Raw genomic sequence first — 16,815 nt, 5'->3', positions numbered from 1 at the left:
GCCTTATCCCTCCTTCAGCGCTTCCTGTGCATCATGCCGGATCAGCTGCCAGATTTCATTTGCGTACCGCTCAAAAGCGACTCGATGCTCCTCCTGATCCCTTCCGGTCTTAGGCAAATCGATATGAATCACTTCTTTGATCTGCCCAGGGTGACGTGAAAGTACAATCACCCGGTCAGCCAAATATACCGCCTCTTGTATATTGTGCGTGACATATAATGTACTTAACCGGGTGCGATTCCAGATCGAGAGCAGCTCCTCCTGCATCAGGGTGCGCGTCTGCGCGTCCAGTGCTGAGAACGGCTCGTCCATCAACAGCAAATCCGGCTCGACAGCAAGCGCCCGGGCGATACCCGCGCGTTGACGCATACCGCCCGACAACTGCTTCGGATAGGCCGATTCAAACCCCGTGAGCCCGACCATATCGATATAATGCTTGCCCTTTTCCTGCTGCTCCTGCTTACTCGCGCCCTGCTCTTCCAGACCGAACACGACATTCTCGTAGACCGTCCGCCACGGAAAAAGTGCGATTTCCTGAAAGACGATACCTAGCCGAGGAGGTTCATCAGAAGATAAACCCTCAAAGTAAACCTCTCCGCCGGTAGGAGATAACAGCCCGCCGACAATATTAAGAAGAGTAGATTTCCCGCAGCCGCTGGGGCCGACAAGTACCACAAATTCTTGTTCTTCAATCGTAAAATTAATGTTTCGAAGAGCGGTTACCTCTCGTTTCTTCGAGTCGACGAACCGCTTTTCCACGTTGTCCACTACGATTCTCATGGCATTAATTCCCCAACTTGCTCAGAGCTTCGTCCAGCAAAGCGGTATTCACAATTTCATTCGTATCGATCACTTTGTCGATCAGCTTCTCTTTGGCATACCAATCTACCTGCGTCTTGATATCTTCTGCCAGAAGCTTTCCGTCACGGTCGATATAAGGAAGTCCTTGCTTCACGTTCTCTTCGGGTTGATCCGTATATTTGGCGACGATTTTAACGACTTCGTCATAATTGGCTCCAGGTACGAGCTCGCCGTCCTTTTTGATCAGGACTGCATCATAGTAGTAGCGTGTAGCTTTGGCATACGCCTTCATAAAACGTACAGCCGCATCCTGATTGCCTGCAAGCTTAGGAGACAAGAAAATACCGGATGTTTGATACTCGATTTCGTCGCCTACCTGCGCTACGATTTTACCGTAACCTTCCTTCACTACAGCGGTGATGTTCGGCTCATTAAGCATCACCGCATCCACCTGCTTGCTCTTGAGCGTTTCCATCAAGCCCTTAATGCTGTTCAGAGGCACCAATTGAACATCCTGTAGCGTTAAACCATGCTTTTCAAGCAGCCGGCCTGCCATATAATGATAGGTTGATCCGGTCTGTGTAATTCCGATTTTCTTTCCTTTCAATTCTTCGATCGCCTTGATCGGAGAATCACTCGGAACCATCAAGGCTGTAGAAGAATAGCCTTTCTGCTCTCTGCCTTTGTCCGCAGCAATAACGAGCTTTTGGCCGCCAGCCACCATGTTATACAAGCTTGCGGTAATCCCTGTAGCGCCCACATCCACGCTTCCGCCAGCGGTAGCCACAGCAATCGGCTGCGCTGCTTCGAACCATTTGGCTTTCGCGTCAATATTTTCTTCTTTAAAGAATCCTTTCTCGATTCCGATAAACAACGGCGCGGAGCTGGCCAGCTTGAGCATGCCAATTTCTACTGATACCGCTTCGGCTTCTGTTTTTGCAGGTTCTGCTGCGTTGCCTGGTGCCGCTTCCTTATTCCCACAGCCTGCAAGAGCAGTGGTTACGAACAGGAGCGCAGTTAATGCGAAGAGTGATGCTTTTTTCATTGGTTAACCCTCCAGTTTCTCTGTGTTGAAATTGAGCCAAATCCCATACACATTCGACATCCTTCACCAAATTCCTTCTAAGACTCTGATCTTTTTTACAACGGAGTCGAATTTCCCCGAAATTTATGATGTGTGCCAGATGTTAATGTCTCCATTTCAGTAAATGCTCATTATGTTTCTGAAGCATTCGGGTGATATATACGATCTGCCCGGTGTGATAAGCATAATGTGCCGTGACATGGTACAGCAGATCCATCATTTTCCGGGTGTAGGATGCAATCCCCGCTTCGGGAGGATAATAAACATAAACCTCGCGGTAAAGATCTTCCTCGGAGAGTGCGGCAAGCACTTCACGCGACTTCTCCCTCACGGAGTACAGGCGCTCCGAGAGTTCCCTGCGCGTATATCCGTTTTCCATCAAAAATTCAGCCGAGCGCTCTCGCACATAAGGCTCTCCTCCAATACTGCTTACAATACTGTGATACTCATTCCCTGCCAGATGCAGGCACAAATTCCCGACGCTGTTTGTTTCGTCCTTCAGCTTGTGCCATAGCTGCTCGTCCGAAAGCCGGGATAACGCCAGTCCGATTCTCTCCAATTCATTATCGAGCAGGTTCAAGGTCGTTAAAATGAACAATAGACTTCTCCCTCCTTTAAGTCATTCCCGTCCGACATGTTATATTCCCACACAAAGAAATAGACCGTTCCGCTTAAGGTCCCGGTCTACAATCCATATTATACCACTTTCCAGTTTGACCCTTCAAACCAAGTGGCTGACACTTCATTTTTTGTCGATGACCCGGAACGACGCGGTAGCCATCGAGCATAGGATGTTATTTTCGTTCATGAGGGTTCCCTTGGTCGTAATCGTTCTGGCTGACATATGAACGATCTCCGCAACCGCCGTCACTTTACCTTTCCCGGCAGGCGCGGTAAAATGCATGTTTAATCCCGAGGTCACTATATCGCTGCCAGGGCGGGCGGCCATAGCCATGAGTCCCATTGCGGAATCCAGCAGGCTCGTATGCACGCCTCCATGAAGAATGCCGATGAAATTCAGATGGTGCTCCTGTACATCCAACGTGATAATAATCTTGCGTTCATCCAGCTCAATCAATTCGCAACCCAGATAGCCCCAAAAGGTATGCTGCGCCTGCTCCAGCATGCGTTCGAATTCTTTCTTGGTTTGTTCCATGTTCATTGTGTTCTCTCCTTATTGGGCTTCCGGCAGGAACAGATTCCTACTTGTTCTTCCAATCTTGATGCTGAGCGTCTTCCTCAACCAATTTTCTTCGAAGCACTTTCCCGGCCAATGTTTTGGGCAATTCGCTGCGGAACTCATACCTGTGCGGGACCTTGTAAGCGGCCAAGCGCTCCCTGCACCAATGCTCAAGTTCCTTTTCCTTTAAGGATACCCCTTCCTTCAGGACAATATAAGCTTTGACCGTTTCCCCCCGATAGGGATCCGGCAGGCCTAGGACCACGGCTTCTTCAATATCCGGATGCTCGAACAGCACCTCTTCGATCTCCCGCGGGAAGATGTTGAACCCGCCCGCAATGATCACATCCTTCATCCGGTCCATGATATAATAATACCCGTCCTCGTCCATTCGCGCCATATCTCCCGTATGCAGCCAGCCCTCCCGCAGCACGCGGCCCGTTTCCTCGGGATTATTCCAATAGCCTTTCATCACCTGCGGACCGCTCACCACAAGCTCCCCGATCTCACCGACCGGAAGTTCCTCTCCCGTTACCGGGTGAACCACCTTAGCCTGAGTATCGGGAAAAGGAATGCCAATCGAGCCCATCTTTCGCTTTTCCCATATATTATTGGCATGCGTGACAGGCGATGATTCCGTCAGACCATAGCCTTCAATAAGCCTTCCACCAGTCATTGCCTCAAACCGTTCCTGTACTTCAAGAGGCAAAGGCGCCGCCCCGCTGATGCACATTCGGATCGATGACAGATTGTATTTACTTACATCCGGATGGTTGATCAGCGCAATGTACATCGTCGGCGCACCGGGAAACACCGTCGGTCTCAGCTTGTGAATCAGCGAAAGAATAGGGTTCACCTCGAATTTGGGGACCAGAATCAAGCAGCCGCCCAGCATGATTGCCTGGTTCATCAGTACGGTCAGACCAAACACATGGAAAAACGGTAGCGCAGCCAAATAACGTTCTTTGCCGGGTATGCTTTTATACGCCCACAAGCTGGTTTGGACCGTATTGGCGATGACGTTATAGTGAGTCAGCATCACCCCCTTGGAAAGGCCTGTCGTGCCTCCCGTATACTGAAGCAGGGCTATATCATTGTCGGCGTCTACATCCGTATGAATAGTTTTATTCGAGGAAAGGTGCATCAGCTTCAGAAAAGCATGAACCCCCTCGCCATACTGCACTTCGCGGTTTAACCCCTCCTTTATCACTTTTATCGGATAAAGCATATTTTTCGGAAAAGGAAGGTAATCCTTAATCGACGTGACGATGACATGACGAACCTTCGTCCCGGTTACAGCGCTTTTCACTTTCTGAAACAACAAATCAAGGGTAACCATCAATATGGCGCCTGAATCGTTCAGCTGATGCTCAAGCTCCCGCTGCATGTACAGCGGGTTGGTCATTACAACGATTGCACCTGCGAGCAGTGCTCCATAATAGGCGATAACCAATTGTGGACAGTTGGGCAGCATAATCGCCACCCGATCCCCCCGGACTGTACCCAGCTTGCGAAGCGCATGACCAAAGCGGTATGCCGCTTCAAGCAGATCGGCGTAATTCATTTCTTTGCCCATAAAATGCAAGGCAGGTTGATGCGGAAACTTGGCTGACGATTGCACCAGAAAATCGGCCAGATTTTGTTTGGGATATGTGTAAGTCGGGGGCACTTCCTCTGGGTAATGCAGTAACCATGGCTTTTGTGTCACGACCGATCACCTCTTTGGTATGAAATCGGGTTAGAACACGAATTGTTCCGACTGGATCACACGGGCGGCAATTTGCTGCTTCAGCTTTATGGTATTGACCGGCGTACGGCGTGTCAGCTTCTTTAATACGGAGAGCTGAGTACGCAGCATATCTCCGCTATCTATGGCCGATAACGTCTCTTTGGCAAGCGATTCCATCGCCTCGAACGCTTCGTGAACGAAGACTCGTGTCATATCGATAGCACACACCGCTTTATCTTCGCCCTGCTTTGCGATACGTTTACGGGTTCGAAGGAGCGCGCTTTCCATGGCATAAATTTGAATCATCATGTCAGCCAAGTGGCTGAGCACCTCCTGTTCCTGCTCGAGCTGCATTTGGAATTTTTGTACGGCATAGCCGCCCGCCATGAGAAATATTTTTTTGGCCATGGAAACGAGGTGCGTTTCTTCCTCCAACGCGCCTTCGAACATTAGTCCCGGAACGAGCTGCAGCAGCTCCGACTGAAGCGCCTGGGCTTTCTGCATGAGCGGAAGCTCGCCTTTCATGGCGCGTTTGATCAGTGTGCCGGGAATGAGCAGCCGGTTGATCTCGTTCGTCCCTTCAAAGATGCGGTTGATCCGTGAATCACGGTAAATGCGTTCGATCTTATATTCCTGGATAAAACCGTAGCCGCCGTGGATTTGCACACCTTCATCCGCCACGAAATCAAGCGTTTCCGACCCAAACACCTTGTTGATGGAGTATTCCAGAGCATATTCAGCGATTGCCTTGGCGGATTGAACTCCCGCTTCCGGGCTGGCGTGGTCGATCTCGTTCAAGCCTGCATCCATCAAGCCTGCCGTACGGTACACCATGCTTTCGAGCGCATAGGTGCGCACATTCATTTCGGCCAGCTTCTTCCCAATGAGCGGAAAGGAAGAGATGGGCTTGCCGAACTGAGTGCGTATATTGGCATATTTGGCCGATATTTCTATGGCTTCCTTCGACGCGCCAAGACAGCCGGCAGCCAGCTTGAAACGACCGATGTTCAATATATTGAAGGCAATTAAATGGCCTTTGCCTACTTCCCAAAGCAGATTTTCCACGGGGACCTTTACATCTTCCAGGATGAGCGGGCAGGTTGACGAGCCCTTGATGCCCATTTTCTTTTCCTCCGGGCCGATACTTACGCCTTCCATTGTCCGCTCTATGATAAAGGTGCTGAAGTGCTTTCCGTCCACTTTCGCATAAACGATAAAGATATCCGCGAATCCCGCGTTAGTGATGAATTGCTTCGTCCCATTCAAAACGTAATTTTGGCCATCCTCTGAAAGACGTGCCGTCGTTTTCGCGCCAAGCGCATCCGAGCCGGATGTCGGCTCTGTGAGGCAATAGGCTGCGATGAGCGCGCCGCTGGCCAGATCAGGCAAATATTTCTTTTTCTGCTCCGGTGTACCGAAATAGACGATCGGGAGCGTACCGATGCCGACATGGGCACCCACGGATAGGGCGAATGAAGAAGCTTTGGACAGCCGCTCATTAATCAGCGTAGTGCTGACTTTATCAAGTCCGAGTCCGCCCAACGCTTCCGGCACATCTGCTCCAAGAAGTCCGAGCTCGCCGCTCTGTTTCAACAGCCTCAAGGTCAAGTCGTAGTTCAGCTTTTCGATTTCCTCATCGACCGGGAGCACTTCGCCTTCCACGAAATCAGCGGTCATCTCCGCAATCATGCGCTGCTCATCCGTCAAATCATCCGGTGTGACAACCGCTTGAAAATCCAAGTCGTCAATGACAAAGCTTCCGCCAATCACTTTGTCTGCCATATCCATCTCTCCTCCATCGTATAAAATTTCATACCGCTATTCCGGGTACACTTCAAACACTCCAGCCGCCCCCATGCCGCCGCCGATGCACATAGACACAACACCATACCCTCCGCCACGACGGCGCAGCTCGCAGATCAGGCTGACTGTCAGCTTTGTGCCCGTGCAGCCGAGCGGATGACCGAGAGCAATCGCGCCTCCGTTGACATTCACCAAGCTCTCATCCAGATTTAATTCGCGGATAATATGAAGGCATTGGGAAGCGAACGCTTCGTTAATTTCGAAGAGACGAATATCCTCCAAGCCGAGACCCACGCGCTTAAGCGCCTTAGGGATCGCCTCTACCGGTCCGACCCCCATAATTTCGGGGGCCACACCAGCCAGTGCGAACGATCGGAAGGCGGCGAGCGGCCTAAGTCCCAGCTCCTCCGCTTTCTCCCTGCTCATGACAAGCACGGCAGCCGCACCGTCGCTCATCTGTGAAGCGTTCCCTGCAGTGACGGAGCCGCCTGCTTTGAACGCGGGATTAAGCTTGGCCAGTCCCTCCAATGTGGTATCGGGGCGGACCCCTTCGTCCATATCCAGAACGACCGGCTTTTCCCAAGGCCTGCCGTGTTCGCCAAAGCCCCCAAGCGTTGTGTGGACCGGTACGATTTCTTCTTTAAAAGCGCCCGACTGGATGGCTCTTGCCGCTTTTCGGTGGCTCAACATCGCGAAGCGATCCTGAGCCTCGCGAGAGATGCCGAAACGGTCAGCGACATTCTCCGCCGTATGGCCCATGCCAATGTAGACCTCCGGCATCTCCTCCATGAGCTTCGGGTGCGGCGCCAGCTTGAAGCCTGTCATCGGCACGTGGCTCATGCTTTCTACGCCGCCTGCGATGATCATGTCGGCGCTCCCTGTGATGATGCTCTCGGCCGCGAGAGCGATCGACTGCAGGCCGGACGAGCAGAACCGGTTGATCGTCATAGCCGGCACTGATGAAGGAAATCCGGCGTACAGCGACATGATTCGGGCGAAGTTCAAGCCCTGCTCCCCTTCCGGCATCGCGCACCCGATGATAATGTCCTCGACGTCCTCTTTCTTCACGCCCGGAGCTCGGTCAACGACAGCCTGAAGCACCGTTTTTCCTAAATCTTCCGCTCGGGTTTGGGCAAAGCTGCCCTTTTTCGCCCGGCCTACCGGAGTGCGGGCAATGGAAACAATCACGGCTTCTCTCATAAACGTTCACCTCACTTGGATAGGCTTAGTTGCGCAGCGGTTTGCCTTTGGAGAGCATGTGTTGCATACGCTGCTGCGTTTTCGGTTCGCCACAAAGGCTCAGGAACGCTTCTCGCTCCAGATCCAGCATGTATTGTTCGGTCACCAAGGTTCCCGAAGGTACGTCTCCACCGGCAAGCACGTGAGCCAGCTTATTTGCAATCAGCAAATCGTGGTCGCTGATATACCCGCTTTGCCGCATAGAATACGCACCAAGCTGCAGCACGGCTTTGCCGTTCTTTCCCACCACTCGGATATTTTCTTTCGGCGGCAGCGCATATCCCGATTGAACAAGCCGAAGTGCAGAGTGCTTGGCTTCATGGATCAGGTGATCCTGGTTTGTTACAACCCGGTCGGACAAACGAAGGTAACCGATTTTTTGGGCGTCATGGGCGCTGGTCGACACCTTGGCCGTGCCGATATTCATAAACAGCTCGTTGAGGTGCGGCTGCAAATCCACTTCCGGATTCGGATTCGCCCGGCTTAGCCGCAGCGTCAATTCTTTGCAGCCCCCGCCTGCCGGAATTAATCCGACCCCGGCTTCCACCAGACCGTAATACGTCTCCGTGTATGCGCATACCTCGTCAGCTGGCAGACAAGCCTCCACGCCTCCGCCTAATGTCATGTGGTGTGGAGCGGCCACCACCGGCTTCTCAAAGGTTTTCAGCTTCATCATCGTGTTCTGGAACATGCGGATGATTTGGTCGATCTCATCCCACTCTTCGTCCTGCGCTTCCATTAGCAGCAACATAATATTGGCGCCTACGCAAAAGTTGCGGCCCTGGTTGGCAATAATCAGCGCATCGTAATTTATACGCACCTCTTCCACGCTCTGCTGGATCATGAACAGGATATCGGCACCGATCGCGTTGTTCGGCGAATGGAATTCCAGACAGGCCACGCCGTCACCCACATCGATTAAGCTGGCGCCGCTGTTCGAGCGGATCACCTTGCTCTGTTCCTTCAAGCTGCTCAGGGAAATAATTTCTGCAGGTTGATCGACCGTTTTATATTCCCCTTTATATAAGTAGGAGACCGTCCCGTTAGCATGGTGATAGAACGACTCGTTCCCCGATGCAATCCATTCCTTGACCCATGCCGGCACGGTCTCGCCTTCTCTTTCCATACGCTCGACCGATTGTACAAGCCCGATCGCATCCCACGTTTCAAACGGCCCAAGCTCCCAATTGAAGCCCCACTTCATCGCCTTGTCGATATCCAGAATCGAATCCGCGATTTCACCGACTTTCTCAGCGGAGTAAAGCAGCGTTTTTTTCAAAATGTCCCACGTGAGCTCCGAATAGCGATCTTTGCCGCTTAGCAGCGCTTTGGTCTTTTCCTTGGTTCCTTTAGCCATTTTGGCTGCCTCAAGCGAGGCAGCGGCAAGCTTTGAGCCCTTACTGTAATCCATCTCACTCAAGTCGATGGACAAGATCTCACTGCCCTGCTCTCCCTTGACCTTCTTATAAAAGCCCTGACCGGCCTTCTCGCCGATCCACCCGCGGGACACCATATCCTTCAGCACCTGCGGCACTTCAAAGATCGTTTTCTCCGGACCTTCATCCAGTTTTTCAAACACGTTGTTCGCCACATGCACGAAGGTGTCCAGTCCGACAATATCCAAGGTACGGAAGGTGGCACTTTTCGGCCGGCCCATGGCTGGGCCTGTAACGGCGTCCACTTCATGAACCGTATAGCCTTTGTCGAGCATGGCTTGCAGTGTGACCAACAAGCCGTAAGTCCCGATCCGGTTCGCGATAAAATTCGGAGTATCCTTGGCTAGGACGACGCCTTTGCCGAGCCTTTTAACACAAAAATCCGTCATTTGCTTCACGATTTCCGGATCGGTCATTTTACCCGGAATGATTTCCAGCAGCTTCATATAACGCGGCGGGTTGAAAAAGTGAGTCCCGAGAACATGCCTTTTGAACGCTTCGCCGCAGCTAGCGGTCATAGCGTCGATGGAAATGCCTGACGTGTTTGAGCTGACGATAATCCCCGGTTTCCAGTGACTTTCGATCTTAGCAAGCAGCTCCTGCTTCACCTCAAAGTTTTCCACGACCACCTCGATGACCCAATCGACATCCTGGATTTTGTCGAGATCGTCCTCCAGGTTACCAGGGGTAATCCGGCTGACGAAGGTATGATCATACAGCGGCGAAGGTTTGAGTTGGGTCAGCCTGGCAAGCGCATTTGCCGCCAGACGGTTGCGAACTGCCGGATGCTCAAACGTCCATCCTTTAACTTCTTCATCCGGCGTCAATGCTGTCGGAACGATGTCCAGCAGCAGGCTAGGAATGCCCACATTGGCAAGATGAGCGGCAATGCTGGCACCCATAACTCCCGATCCGATCACGGCGGCTTTGGTGATTTTTGTTGCCATGAGCCTTCATACCTCCTGTACCTGTTATTGTTCTTGTTCTGGGGCTTTGGCATGACCGAATACCGCTTGCTCCAAAATCTCCGCGATATCCCGCGCCTTCACGCGGTCATCCACATCCTTCAGCTTGGTCCCGTCCTCCATCATCGTCAGACAGTAAGGGCATGCGCTGCTGATGACGGTCGGACTTGTGATCAGCGCCTGCTCCACACGCGCTATGTTGACGCGCTTACCCGATGCTTCTTCCATCCACATCATCCCGCCGCCTGCGCCGCAGCACATCCCGTTATCCCGTGTCCGCTCCATTTCGACCAGCTCCACCCCCTTGATCGCCCGTAAAATATCCCGCGGCTGATCGTACACATCGTTATAACGCCCCAGATAGCAGGAATCATGATAGGTGATACGTTCATTCACGGCGTATTTCGGCGTCAGCCTCCCCTCTCTGACCAGACAGTCGAGCAGCTGCGTATGGTGAAGCACCTCCACCCCCTCCATCCCGAATTCGGGATATTCGTTTTTCAATGTATTGAACGTATGTGGACATGTGGTAACGATTTGGCGGACGCCATATTTCTGAAAGGTTTCGATATTTTCCATGCACAGCTGCTGAAACAAGAATTCGTTGCCCATACGGCGCGGCGTATCTCCCGAATTTTTCTCTTCATTGCCCAGAATCGCAAACTTCACACCTGCTTCGTGCAGAAGGCGAACGAGTGCCCGCGATACTTTGCGCGTGCGATTATCATAGGAGCCCATGGAACCGATGAAGAACAAGATTTCGAAATCTGGATTCTCTTTGACGGTCGGCACGGGAATTTGCCCGATATCCTTCGTCCATTGGCTTCGGTCGCTGCGGCTAATGCCCCACGGATTGCCTTGCCGTTCAATGTTTTGCATGGCCCGCTGCCCCTCTTGCGGAACACTGCCCTGCATAAGAACGAGATGACGGCGGAGATCGATGATTTTATCGACATGCTCATTGCCGACCGGGCATTGATCTTCGCAGTTGCGGCAGGTCGTGCATGACCAAATTTCTTCTTCGGTCATGACATCGCCGATCAGCTCCATCTCCTCCGGTTTTTTCTCTGTTTGCCGCCAGGCTGCTTTCTGCCATGCCAGTGTTGGACCGATGTCCGTGATTGCCTGCGGAGGATTCCATTCCATCTCTGCAGAATCGACACTATGTGCACTGCCTTTATGGAATGCAAAAGCAGGCATCCAAGGCGATTTGGAGGTCATGGCTGCGCCTTTTTCTGTCAGGTGATCGCGGAGCTTAACGATCAGGTGCATCGGAGAGAGAGTTTTGCCCGTGTTCGACGCGGGGCATACGTTCGTGCAGCGGCCGCATTCCACACAGGCATAGAAATCAAGCATCTGCTTCCGGGTGAAATCCTCGATTTTGCCTGCCCCGAACGATTCGGCTTCTTCATTCTCCAAATCGAGCTTGCTGAGACGCCCTACCGGCTCCCTGCGCCGCAAAAATATATTAATCGGTGCGGTTACAATATGAAAATGCTTGGACTGTGGAATATAGACGAGGAAAGCTAACAGGATGAGCAGATGCACCCACCAGGATACAAAAAACATGGCTTTGGCTGTGCCGGTAGAAAGTCCTGTAAACAAGGAAGCGATCAAGGAGGAGATGGGGGCGTAGGCGGACGCTTCTTGGCCTGACCATACGCGCTCGAAGCCGAGCGAGAACAATACAGAGAGCATGAGGAAGGTAATGAAGAAAAGAACAATACTCGGCTTCCAGCCTTTTTTCAGCCGCTGCAGCTTCTCACCATATCTGCGGAAAGCCGCGTATCCAGTGGCAAGCAGTACGAGAACAACCGTAATTTCCTGCGAGAGTGCGAATACCGGGTAACCGGGAATCGGCAGCGGGTGTCCGCCTGACAAGCCCGTATAAATCAAATCTAGGGCTCCGAACTGTAAAATGATAAATCCGTAAAAGATGACCATATGCATCATTCCGCTTTTCCGGTCTTTCAACAGCTTTTCGCGGCCCAGTCCCTGAGAGACAAGCTCACTTACCCTCATCTTCCAGTCCAAAGGCCAGCCTGTAGGTTGACCGAGCTTCAAATACATATACCGGTGGTAAACGGCCCGGTAAAACAAAGAAAGGGCATACCCCAAAACCAGCAGGAACAATAGGTAATGCATCCATAACCAGAGCATGAACACCCATCCTTTCACGAAGGTTCAAATGTAACCCCTTACACCTTTTGTTATTCAATTTATTCAGGACGGTTGACAACACTGAGCGGATTTCATAAGATGGAATCAGAAAATGAATGAGTATTCATTCATAATTTATATAAATCTTATCACCGGGGTGCGAAGATGACAAGTAAAAAAATAAATAAATTTGACCTGATCCTGGATGCGGCTGTCAAAGTCTTCGCTGAGACCGGCTACCACGGATCCCAAGTGTCGAAAATCGCTCGTGAAGCCGGAGTGGCCGACGGAACCATTTATTTATATTTCAAAAATAAAGAGGATATTCTTGTGTCGCTTTTTCGCGAACGGTTGGGCGAGTTAGTGGGTAAGTTCAAAGAAAGCGTCCAAGCATCGTCAACGGCCGATGAAGCGCTCCGCAAAATATGCGAAATTCATTACACCGAGCTGGAGCAAAACACGGACCTCGCTTACGTTACCCAGATCGAATTGCGGCAGAGCTCATTGGAGCTCCGCAAAGCCATAGGTCAAGCTGTCAAACCATATATTCAATTAATAGAGACCGTACTCGTCAAAGGCATGGAAGAAGGAACCTTCCGCAAAGGTCTGGATGTCAAATTAACGCGCCTGCTCATCTTCGGAGCGATGGACGAAGCGGTCACCTCTTGGCTGATCTCAGGACGCAAATATTCACTCAGCGGACAGATCGATCCAACCGTCGAGTTTTTCCTTAAGGCCCTAAGGCCTTGATTTCATATACCATCTACCTTGGAGAGGGGAATCCGTATGAAGGTGTATGTGATACTGAAGCAAACGTTTGATACAGAGGAAAAGATTGTCATAGCCAATGGAAGGGTCTTGGAAGAGGGCGTCAAATTCATCATCAATCCTTATGACGAATATGCAGTAGAAAAGGCAATCCGAATTAGGGAGCAGTCCGGTGGACAGGTGGTTGTTATCTCCGTTGGGCCGAAACGCTCTTCTGAATCGCTGAGGACCGCTCTTGCCATGGGCGCCGACGAAGCCGTCCTGATCTCAGATGATCGGGTCTCTCAGGACGAATATGTCGTATCAAGCGTACTAGCCGCTTATTTCGCAGATAAGACCTACGACTTGATCCTCGGCGGCCATTTTTCCATCGATAACGGGGCGGGCCAGGTTGCCGTACGTTTGGCTGAGCTGCTGCAAATCCCCCACGTGTCCTCTGTCATCAAGCTGGAACTCCCCGGTGGAAACGCCAATGTAACCCGAGACGCCGAAGGTGATCTAGAAGTTCTTCAGGTGTCCCTTCCGGCCCTGTTCACCGCCCAGCAGGGGCTCAACGAACCCCGATATCCTTCGCTGCCAGGAATCATGAAGGCGAAGAAGAAACCGTTTCAGCAGCTGACTCTCGATGATCTGACGATAGCCGCAGAGGCGCTCGAACCCAAAACGTCGCAGATCGAGCTATTTCTTCCTCCGGCTAGAGAGGCAGGTCAAATATTGCAGGGCGAACTGCCTGAACAGGCAGCCAAGCTGGTCGAGCTGCTTCGCACTCAATCGAAGGTTATCTAAACAGCGGATGGAGGAGGATCGAATCATGAGCAGAACGTACACGATCATTGCAGACCATCGTGAGGGCACATTGCGTCAGGTTACCTTGGAAGCACTTCAAGCAGCGCAAATTGCTTCGCTAGAGGGAGATCGCATTACGGCCATTATCATGGGAACCCAGTTGGAGTCATTAGCCGAGGAACTAGCCGCCTATCCCTTGTCGGATATCCATCTGATCGAACATGACAGCCTGCAGCATTATAACGCTGAGGCTTACCTCTCCGCACTCTTCGGTGTTTTCGATACAGTTCGTCCTGACGCCGTGTTCATAGGACATACGGCGGTCGGGCGTGATCTTGCCCCGGCCATCGCCGCCAGGCTGCATGCGGGACAAATGTCAGATGTGACTTCAATCGAGCGATCGGGCGCAAAGATCATGTTCACCAGACCGCTCCATGCGGGCAAAGCCTTTGAGAAAAAAGTGTTCGCCGATTTCCCATGGGTCGTGACCGTTAGGCCAAACAACATCCCTGCAGCCCAGGCATCAGGGGGACAGCAGGCTCAAGTCGTGAGAACGACTTACTCCCCTACACCTTCCCTCCGATCCGTGGTGAAAGACGTTGTGCTCAAAACATCCGGCAAGGTCGATTTGACGGAAGCGAAAATCGTCGTATCCGGCGGACGTGGTGTCAAAAGCGCCGACGGCTTCAAGCCGCTCGAGGAGCTGGCGGAGGTGTTAAACGGAGCCGTTGGCGCATCGCGGGGTGCATGTGATGCCGGCTATTGCGATTATGCCTTGCAAATCGGCCAAACCGGCAAGGTCGTCACTCCAGAAATTTATATTGCCTGCGGCATCAGCGGCGCCATCCAACACTTGGCCGGTATGAGCCAATCGCGCATCATCATTGCCATCAACAAAGACCCGGAAGCCCCTATAATTAAAACGGCTGATTATAGCATCGTCGGGGATTTATTCCAAGTTGTTCCCCTGCTCACCCAGGAATTCCGGAACGTACTGAAATAACAGCACAAAGCCCGTCGGGCGTTAAGCCGACGGGCTACTCGTTTCGGATATTTAAGGGCCTAACAGCTTTTGAAGGCCTAAAGTAGTCCAAGGGACATAGGTGACAAGCAACAGAACGATACAAGATATGATCAAAAACGGTATCAAGCTTCGAGTAAGCTGCTCGATTTTGACGTTCGCAACCGCCGAGGTCACAAATAGGACGGAACCAACCGGTGGACTAATTAACCCTAAGGTTAAGTTAATGACCATGATCACACCCAAGTGTATAGGATCAACCCCATAAGTAACAGCTATAGGTACAAGGATAGGAGTTAACAGGATCAGAGCCGGCACACCCTCCAGAACGGTACCTATGAGCAGCAGCAAGAGATTCACCAATAATAGAAAGACAAACTGGTTTTCCGCTATGGCTAAGAATGCATCGGCAATCAACTGAGGAATTTGGTTGAAATTAAGTACCCAGCCGAAAATATCGGACATTGCCAATAAAAAGGTTACTGACGAGGTGGTGATGATGGTTCGCAACAGAATGCCGGGCAAATGGCTCCATTTCAACTCTCTATAAACAAAACCACCAACCAGTAATGCAGTCAGAACCGCAACGGCCGCCGATTCCGTAGCTGTAAAGATACCTGTAGTAATCCCAACCATAATAAGTACCGGAATACTCAAGGCAGGAAGCACATAAAGAGTACCCTTCAGTACCTGAGACCAATTGGAACGATCGGACCTAGGAAAATTGCGCTTTTTGGCAATGGTGTAGATATATAATCCAAAGCCTAGACCAAAAATAATACCGGGGAGAATCCCTGCCAAAAACAAGCTGCCGATCGATACGCCCGCCGTTACCCCGTAAATAATGAACGGCATGCTGGGGGGAATGAGCGGAGCTACAACGGATGCCGATGCGGTAAGGGCACTGGCGAAATCACGACTGTAGCCTTCCTTTTCCATCACCGGAACCACCGTTTTGCTCATGACCGCCGTTTGTGCGGTAGATGATCCGATAATCGTAGCGAGAAACATGTTTGCGACGATATTAACATAGGCAAGCCCACCGCGAAAATGTCCAAAAATGACTTTAGCGAAATCAAGCAAGCGGATCGTAATCCCACCTTGATTCATAAATTCCCCCAATAAAATAAACATCGGGATCGCTACAAGCCCAAAATTCTGTAATCCGTTAAACAGCTTGGACGGCATAGACTGTAAAATACTGAGATTGCCTGTTGATAACACATAGATCAGTGTCGTAAGACCCAATACGATCGCAATCGGCACCCCAATAAACATCAATGCAAAAAAACCGATTGCTGTAGTCATTTTGCATCCCTCCTTGCCCTAAAAATATATGCCTGCACTAGTTTGTTGATATGATCAATAGTAAAGATAATAATGCACAGCATAGCTATGGGGACGACGGAATACAAAATCCACAAATTGATGGGAATCGTAGCCGAAACTTGATTGACCACACTGGGACTCTTAACCCATAGTATAGAATAGTAGCCAATGATCGATGCAAACAGTAAGGTGCTTAATTGAATAAAAATATCCGTAATCAGTCTGAGCTTAGGGGAAAGGCGGTCAATGAGGATGGTGACCGCCGCCATATCAGAACGTTTAACCCCTAAACATGCTCCTAAAAATGTAATCCAACAAAATAAGTACAAAGACAATTCATCAGCCCAGAAAATCGGATTGTTTAACACATATCGAAAAGCAACAGCAATAATCATGTTAAACGTTAAGGCGACTCCTATGGCTACACTGACCCAAATCAGAAATCTGTCAATGACGTTAGCGATAGTAGAAATGATATTTGGTTTGGGTGGAGTTTGTTGGATTTCTTCCATAG

At 51.0% G+C, this 16,815-nt stretch carries 14 protein-coding genes; 3 read left to right on the top strand and 11 right to left on the bottom strand.

The features are described 5' to 3' along the window. Positions 1-3 precede the first annotated feature (3 nt). The 9 genes from JOE45_RS19480 to JOE45_RS19440 form a co-directional block, all read right to left on the bottom strand. On the bottom strand, positions 4-780 hold the full coding sequence (locus JOE45_RS19480; protein ID WP_210022762.1) for an ABC transporter ATP-binding protein: 777 nt from the start codon (positions 778-780) through the stop codon (positions 4-6). A 4-nt stretch (positions 781-784) separates the two neighbouring features. After that, positions 785-1,846, bottom strand: a complete 1,062-nt coding sequence (locus JOE45_RS19475) for an ABC transporter substrate-binding protein (protein ID WP_210022763.1) — start codon at positions 1,844-1,846, stop codon at positions 785-787. Between the two features lie 142 nt (positions 1,847-1,988). Next, positions 1,989-2,483, bottom strand: a complete 495-nt coding sequence (locus JOE45_RS19470) for a DinB family protein (RefSeq protein ID WP_210022764.1) — start codon at positions 2,481-2,483, stop codon at positions 1,989-1,991. A 144-nt stretch (positions 2,484-2,627) separates the two neighbouring features. Beyond that, positions 2,628-3,047 carry a PaaI family thioesterase gene (locus tag JOE45_RS19465; RefSeq protein WP_210022765.1) on the bottom strand — a complete coding sequence of 140 codons (420 nt, stop codon included), beginning with the start codon at positions 3,045-3,047 and terminating at the stop codon, positions 2,628-2,630. A 40-nt stretch (positions 3,048-3,087) separates the two neighbouring features. Next, the gene (locus JOE45_RS19460) at positions 3,088-4,773 is read right to left on the bottom strand and encodes an AMP-binding protein (RefSeq protein ID WP_210022766.1); all 1,686 of its coding nucleotides are present in this window, start codon (positions 4,771-4,773) and stop codon (positions 3,088-3,090) included. A gap of 30 nt (positions 4,774-4,803) precedes the next feature. Continuing rightward, the gene (locus JOE45_RS19455; RefSeq protein WP_210022767.1) at positions 4,804-6,576 is read right to left on the bottom strand and encodes an acyl-CoA dehydrogenase family protein; all 1,773 of its coding nucleotides are present in this window, start codon (positions 6,574-6,576) and stop codon (positions 4,804-4,806) included. Positions 6,577-6,612: 36 nt separating this feature from the next. Continuing rightward, entirely contained in the window at positions 6,613-7,797 is a 1,185-nt protein-coding gene (locus JOE45_RS19450) for an acetyl-CoA C-acyltransferase (protein WP_210022768.1), read from the bottom strand. A 25-nt stretch (positions 7,798-7,822) separates the two neighbouring features. Beyond that, positions 7,823-10,219 (bottom strand): 3-hydroxyacyl-CoA dehydrogenase/enoyl-CoA hydratase family protein, encoded by a 2,397-nt coding sequence (locus JOE45_RS19445; RefSeq protein ID WP_210022769.1) that lies wholly within the window; start codon positions 10,217-10,219, stop codon positions 7,823-7,825. A gap of 24 nt (positions 10,220-10,243) precedes the next feature. Next, the gene (locus tag JOE45_RS19440) at positions 10,244-12,397 is read right to left on the bottom strand and encodes a (Fe-S)-binding protein (protein ID WP_210022770.1); all 2,154 of its coding nucleotides are present in this window, start codon (positions 12,395-12,397) and stop codon (positions 10,244-10,246) included. Positions 12,398-12,562: 165 nt separating this feature from the next. Here JOE45_RS19440 and JOE45_RS19435 point away from each other — a divergent pair, with 165 nt between their 5' ends. Genes JOE45_RS19435 through JOE45_RS19425 form a run of 3 tightly spaced genes read left to right on the top strand, consistent with a single transcriptional unit; the run spans position 12,563 to position 14,954 of the window. Continuing rightward, positions 12,563-13,147, top strand: a complete 585-nt coding sequence (locus JOE45_RS19435; protein ID WP_210022771.1) for a TetR/AcrR family transcriptional regulator — start codon at positions 12,563-12,565, stop codon at positions 13,145-13,147. 36 nt (positions 13,148-13,183) lie between these two features. Next, the gene (locus JOE45_RS19430; RefSeq protein WP_210022772.1) at positions 13,184-13,951 is read left to right on the top strand and encodes an electron transfer flavoprotein subunit beta/FixA family protein; all 768 of its coding nucleotides are present in this window, start codon (positions 13,184-13,186) and stop codon (positions 13,949-13,951) included. A 25-nt stretch (positions 13,952-13,976) separates the two neighbouring features. Further along, entirely contained in the window at positions 13,977-14,954 is a 978-nt protein-coding gene (locus tag JOE45_RS19425; protein ID WP_210022773.1) for an electron transfer flavoprotein subunit alpha/FixB family protein, read from the top strand. A gap of 51 nt (positions 14,955-15,005) precedes the next feature. Here the strand turns inward: JOE45_RS19425 and JOE45_RS19420 are convergent, their stop codons facing one another. Next, positions 15,006-16,280, bottom strand: a complete 1,275-nt coding sequence (locus JOE45_RS19420; protein WP_210022774.1) for a TRAP transporter large permease — start codon at positions 16,278-16,280, stop codon at positions 15,006-15,008. Further along, positions 16,277-16,813, bottom strand: coding sequence for a TRAP transporter small permease (locus JOE45_RS19415; RefSeq protein WP_210022775.1), 537 nt, complete (start codon positions 16,811-16,813; stop codon positions 16,277-16,279). Before JOE45_RS19415 ends, JOE45_RS19420 begins: the two co-directional genes overlap by 4 nt. Positions 16,814-16,815 lie beyond the last annotated feature (2 nt).

The sequence above is a fragment of the Paenibacillus sp. PvR098 genome (genome assembly GCF_017833255.1).
In the GTDB taxonomy this organism is placed as follows: Bacteria; Bacillota; Bacilli; order Paenibacillales; family NBRC-103111; genus Paenibacillus_G.
The sequence above is the reverse complement of the archived record's forward strand: the minus strand, read 5'-3'. Positions and strand labels throughout refer to the sequence as shown.

What these genes read in the sequence shown, in the direction of transcription:
- JOE45_RS19480 (WP_210022762.1), bottom strand. Translation starts at nt 780, where the DNA reads ATGAGAATCGTAGTGGACAACGTGGAAAAGCGGTTCGTCGACTCGAAG.
- JOE45_RS19475 (WP_210022763.1), bottom strand. Translation starts at nt 1,846, where the DNA reads ATGAAAAAAGCATCACTCTTCGCATTAACTGCGCTCCTGTTCGTAACC.
- JOE45_RS19465 (WP_210022765.1), bottom strand. Translation starts at nt 3,047, where the DNA reads ATGAACATGGAACAAACCAAGAAAGAATTCGAACGCATGCTGGAGCAG.
- JOE45_RS19455 (WP_210022767.1), bottom strand. Translation starts at nt 6,576, where the DNA reads ATGGCAGACAAAGTGATTGGCGGAAGCTTTGTCATTGACGACTTGGAT.
- JOE45_RS19450 (WP_210022768.1), bottom strand. Translation starts at nt 7,797, where the DNA reads ATGAGAGAAGCCGTGATTGTTTCCATTGCCCGCACTCCGGTAGGCCGG.
- JOE45_RS19445 (WP_210022769.1), bottom strand. Translation starts at nt 10,219, where the DNA reads ATGGCAACAAAAATCACCAAAGCCGCCGTGATCGGATCGGGAGTTATG.
- JOE45_RS19440 (WP_210022770.1), bottom strand. Translation starts at nt 12,397, where the DNA reads ATGCTCTGGTTATGGATGCATTACCTATTGTTCCTGCTGGTTTTGGGG.
- JOE45_RS19435 (WP_210022771.1), top strand. Translation starts at nt 12,563, where the DNA reads ATGACAAGTAAAAAAATAAATAAATTTGACCTGATCCTGGATGCGGCT.
- JOE45_RS19430 (WP_210022772.1), top strand. Translation starts at nt 13,184, where the DNA reads ATGAAGGTGTATGTGATACTGAAGCAAACGTTTGATACAGAGGAAAAG.
- JOE45_RS19425 (WP_210022773.1), top strand. Translation starts at nt 13,977, where the DNA reads ATGAGCAGAACGTACACGATCATTGCAGACCATCGTGAGGGCACATTG.
- JOE45_RS19420 (WP_210022774.1), bottom strand. Translation starts at nt 16,280, where the DNA reads ATGACTACAGCAATCGGTTTTTTTGCATTGATGTTTATTGGGGTGCCG.
- JOE45_RS19415 (WP_210022775.1), bottom strand. Translation starts at nt 16,813, where the DNA reads ATGGAAGAAATCCAACAAACTCCACCCAAACCAAATATCATTTCTACT.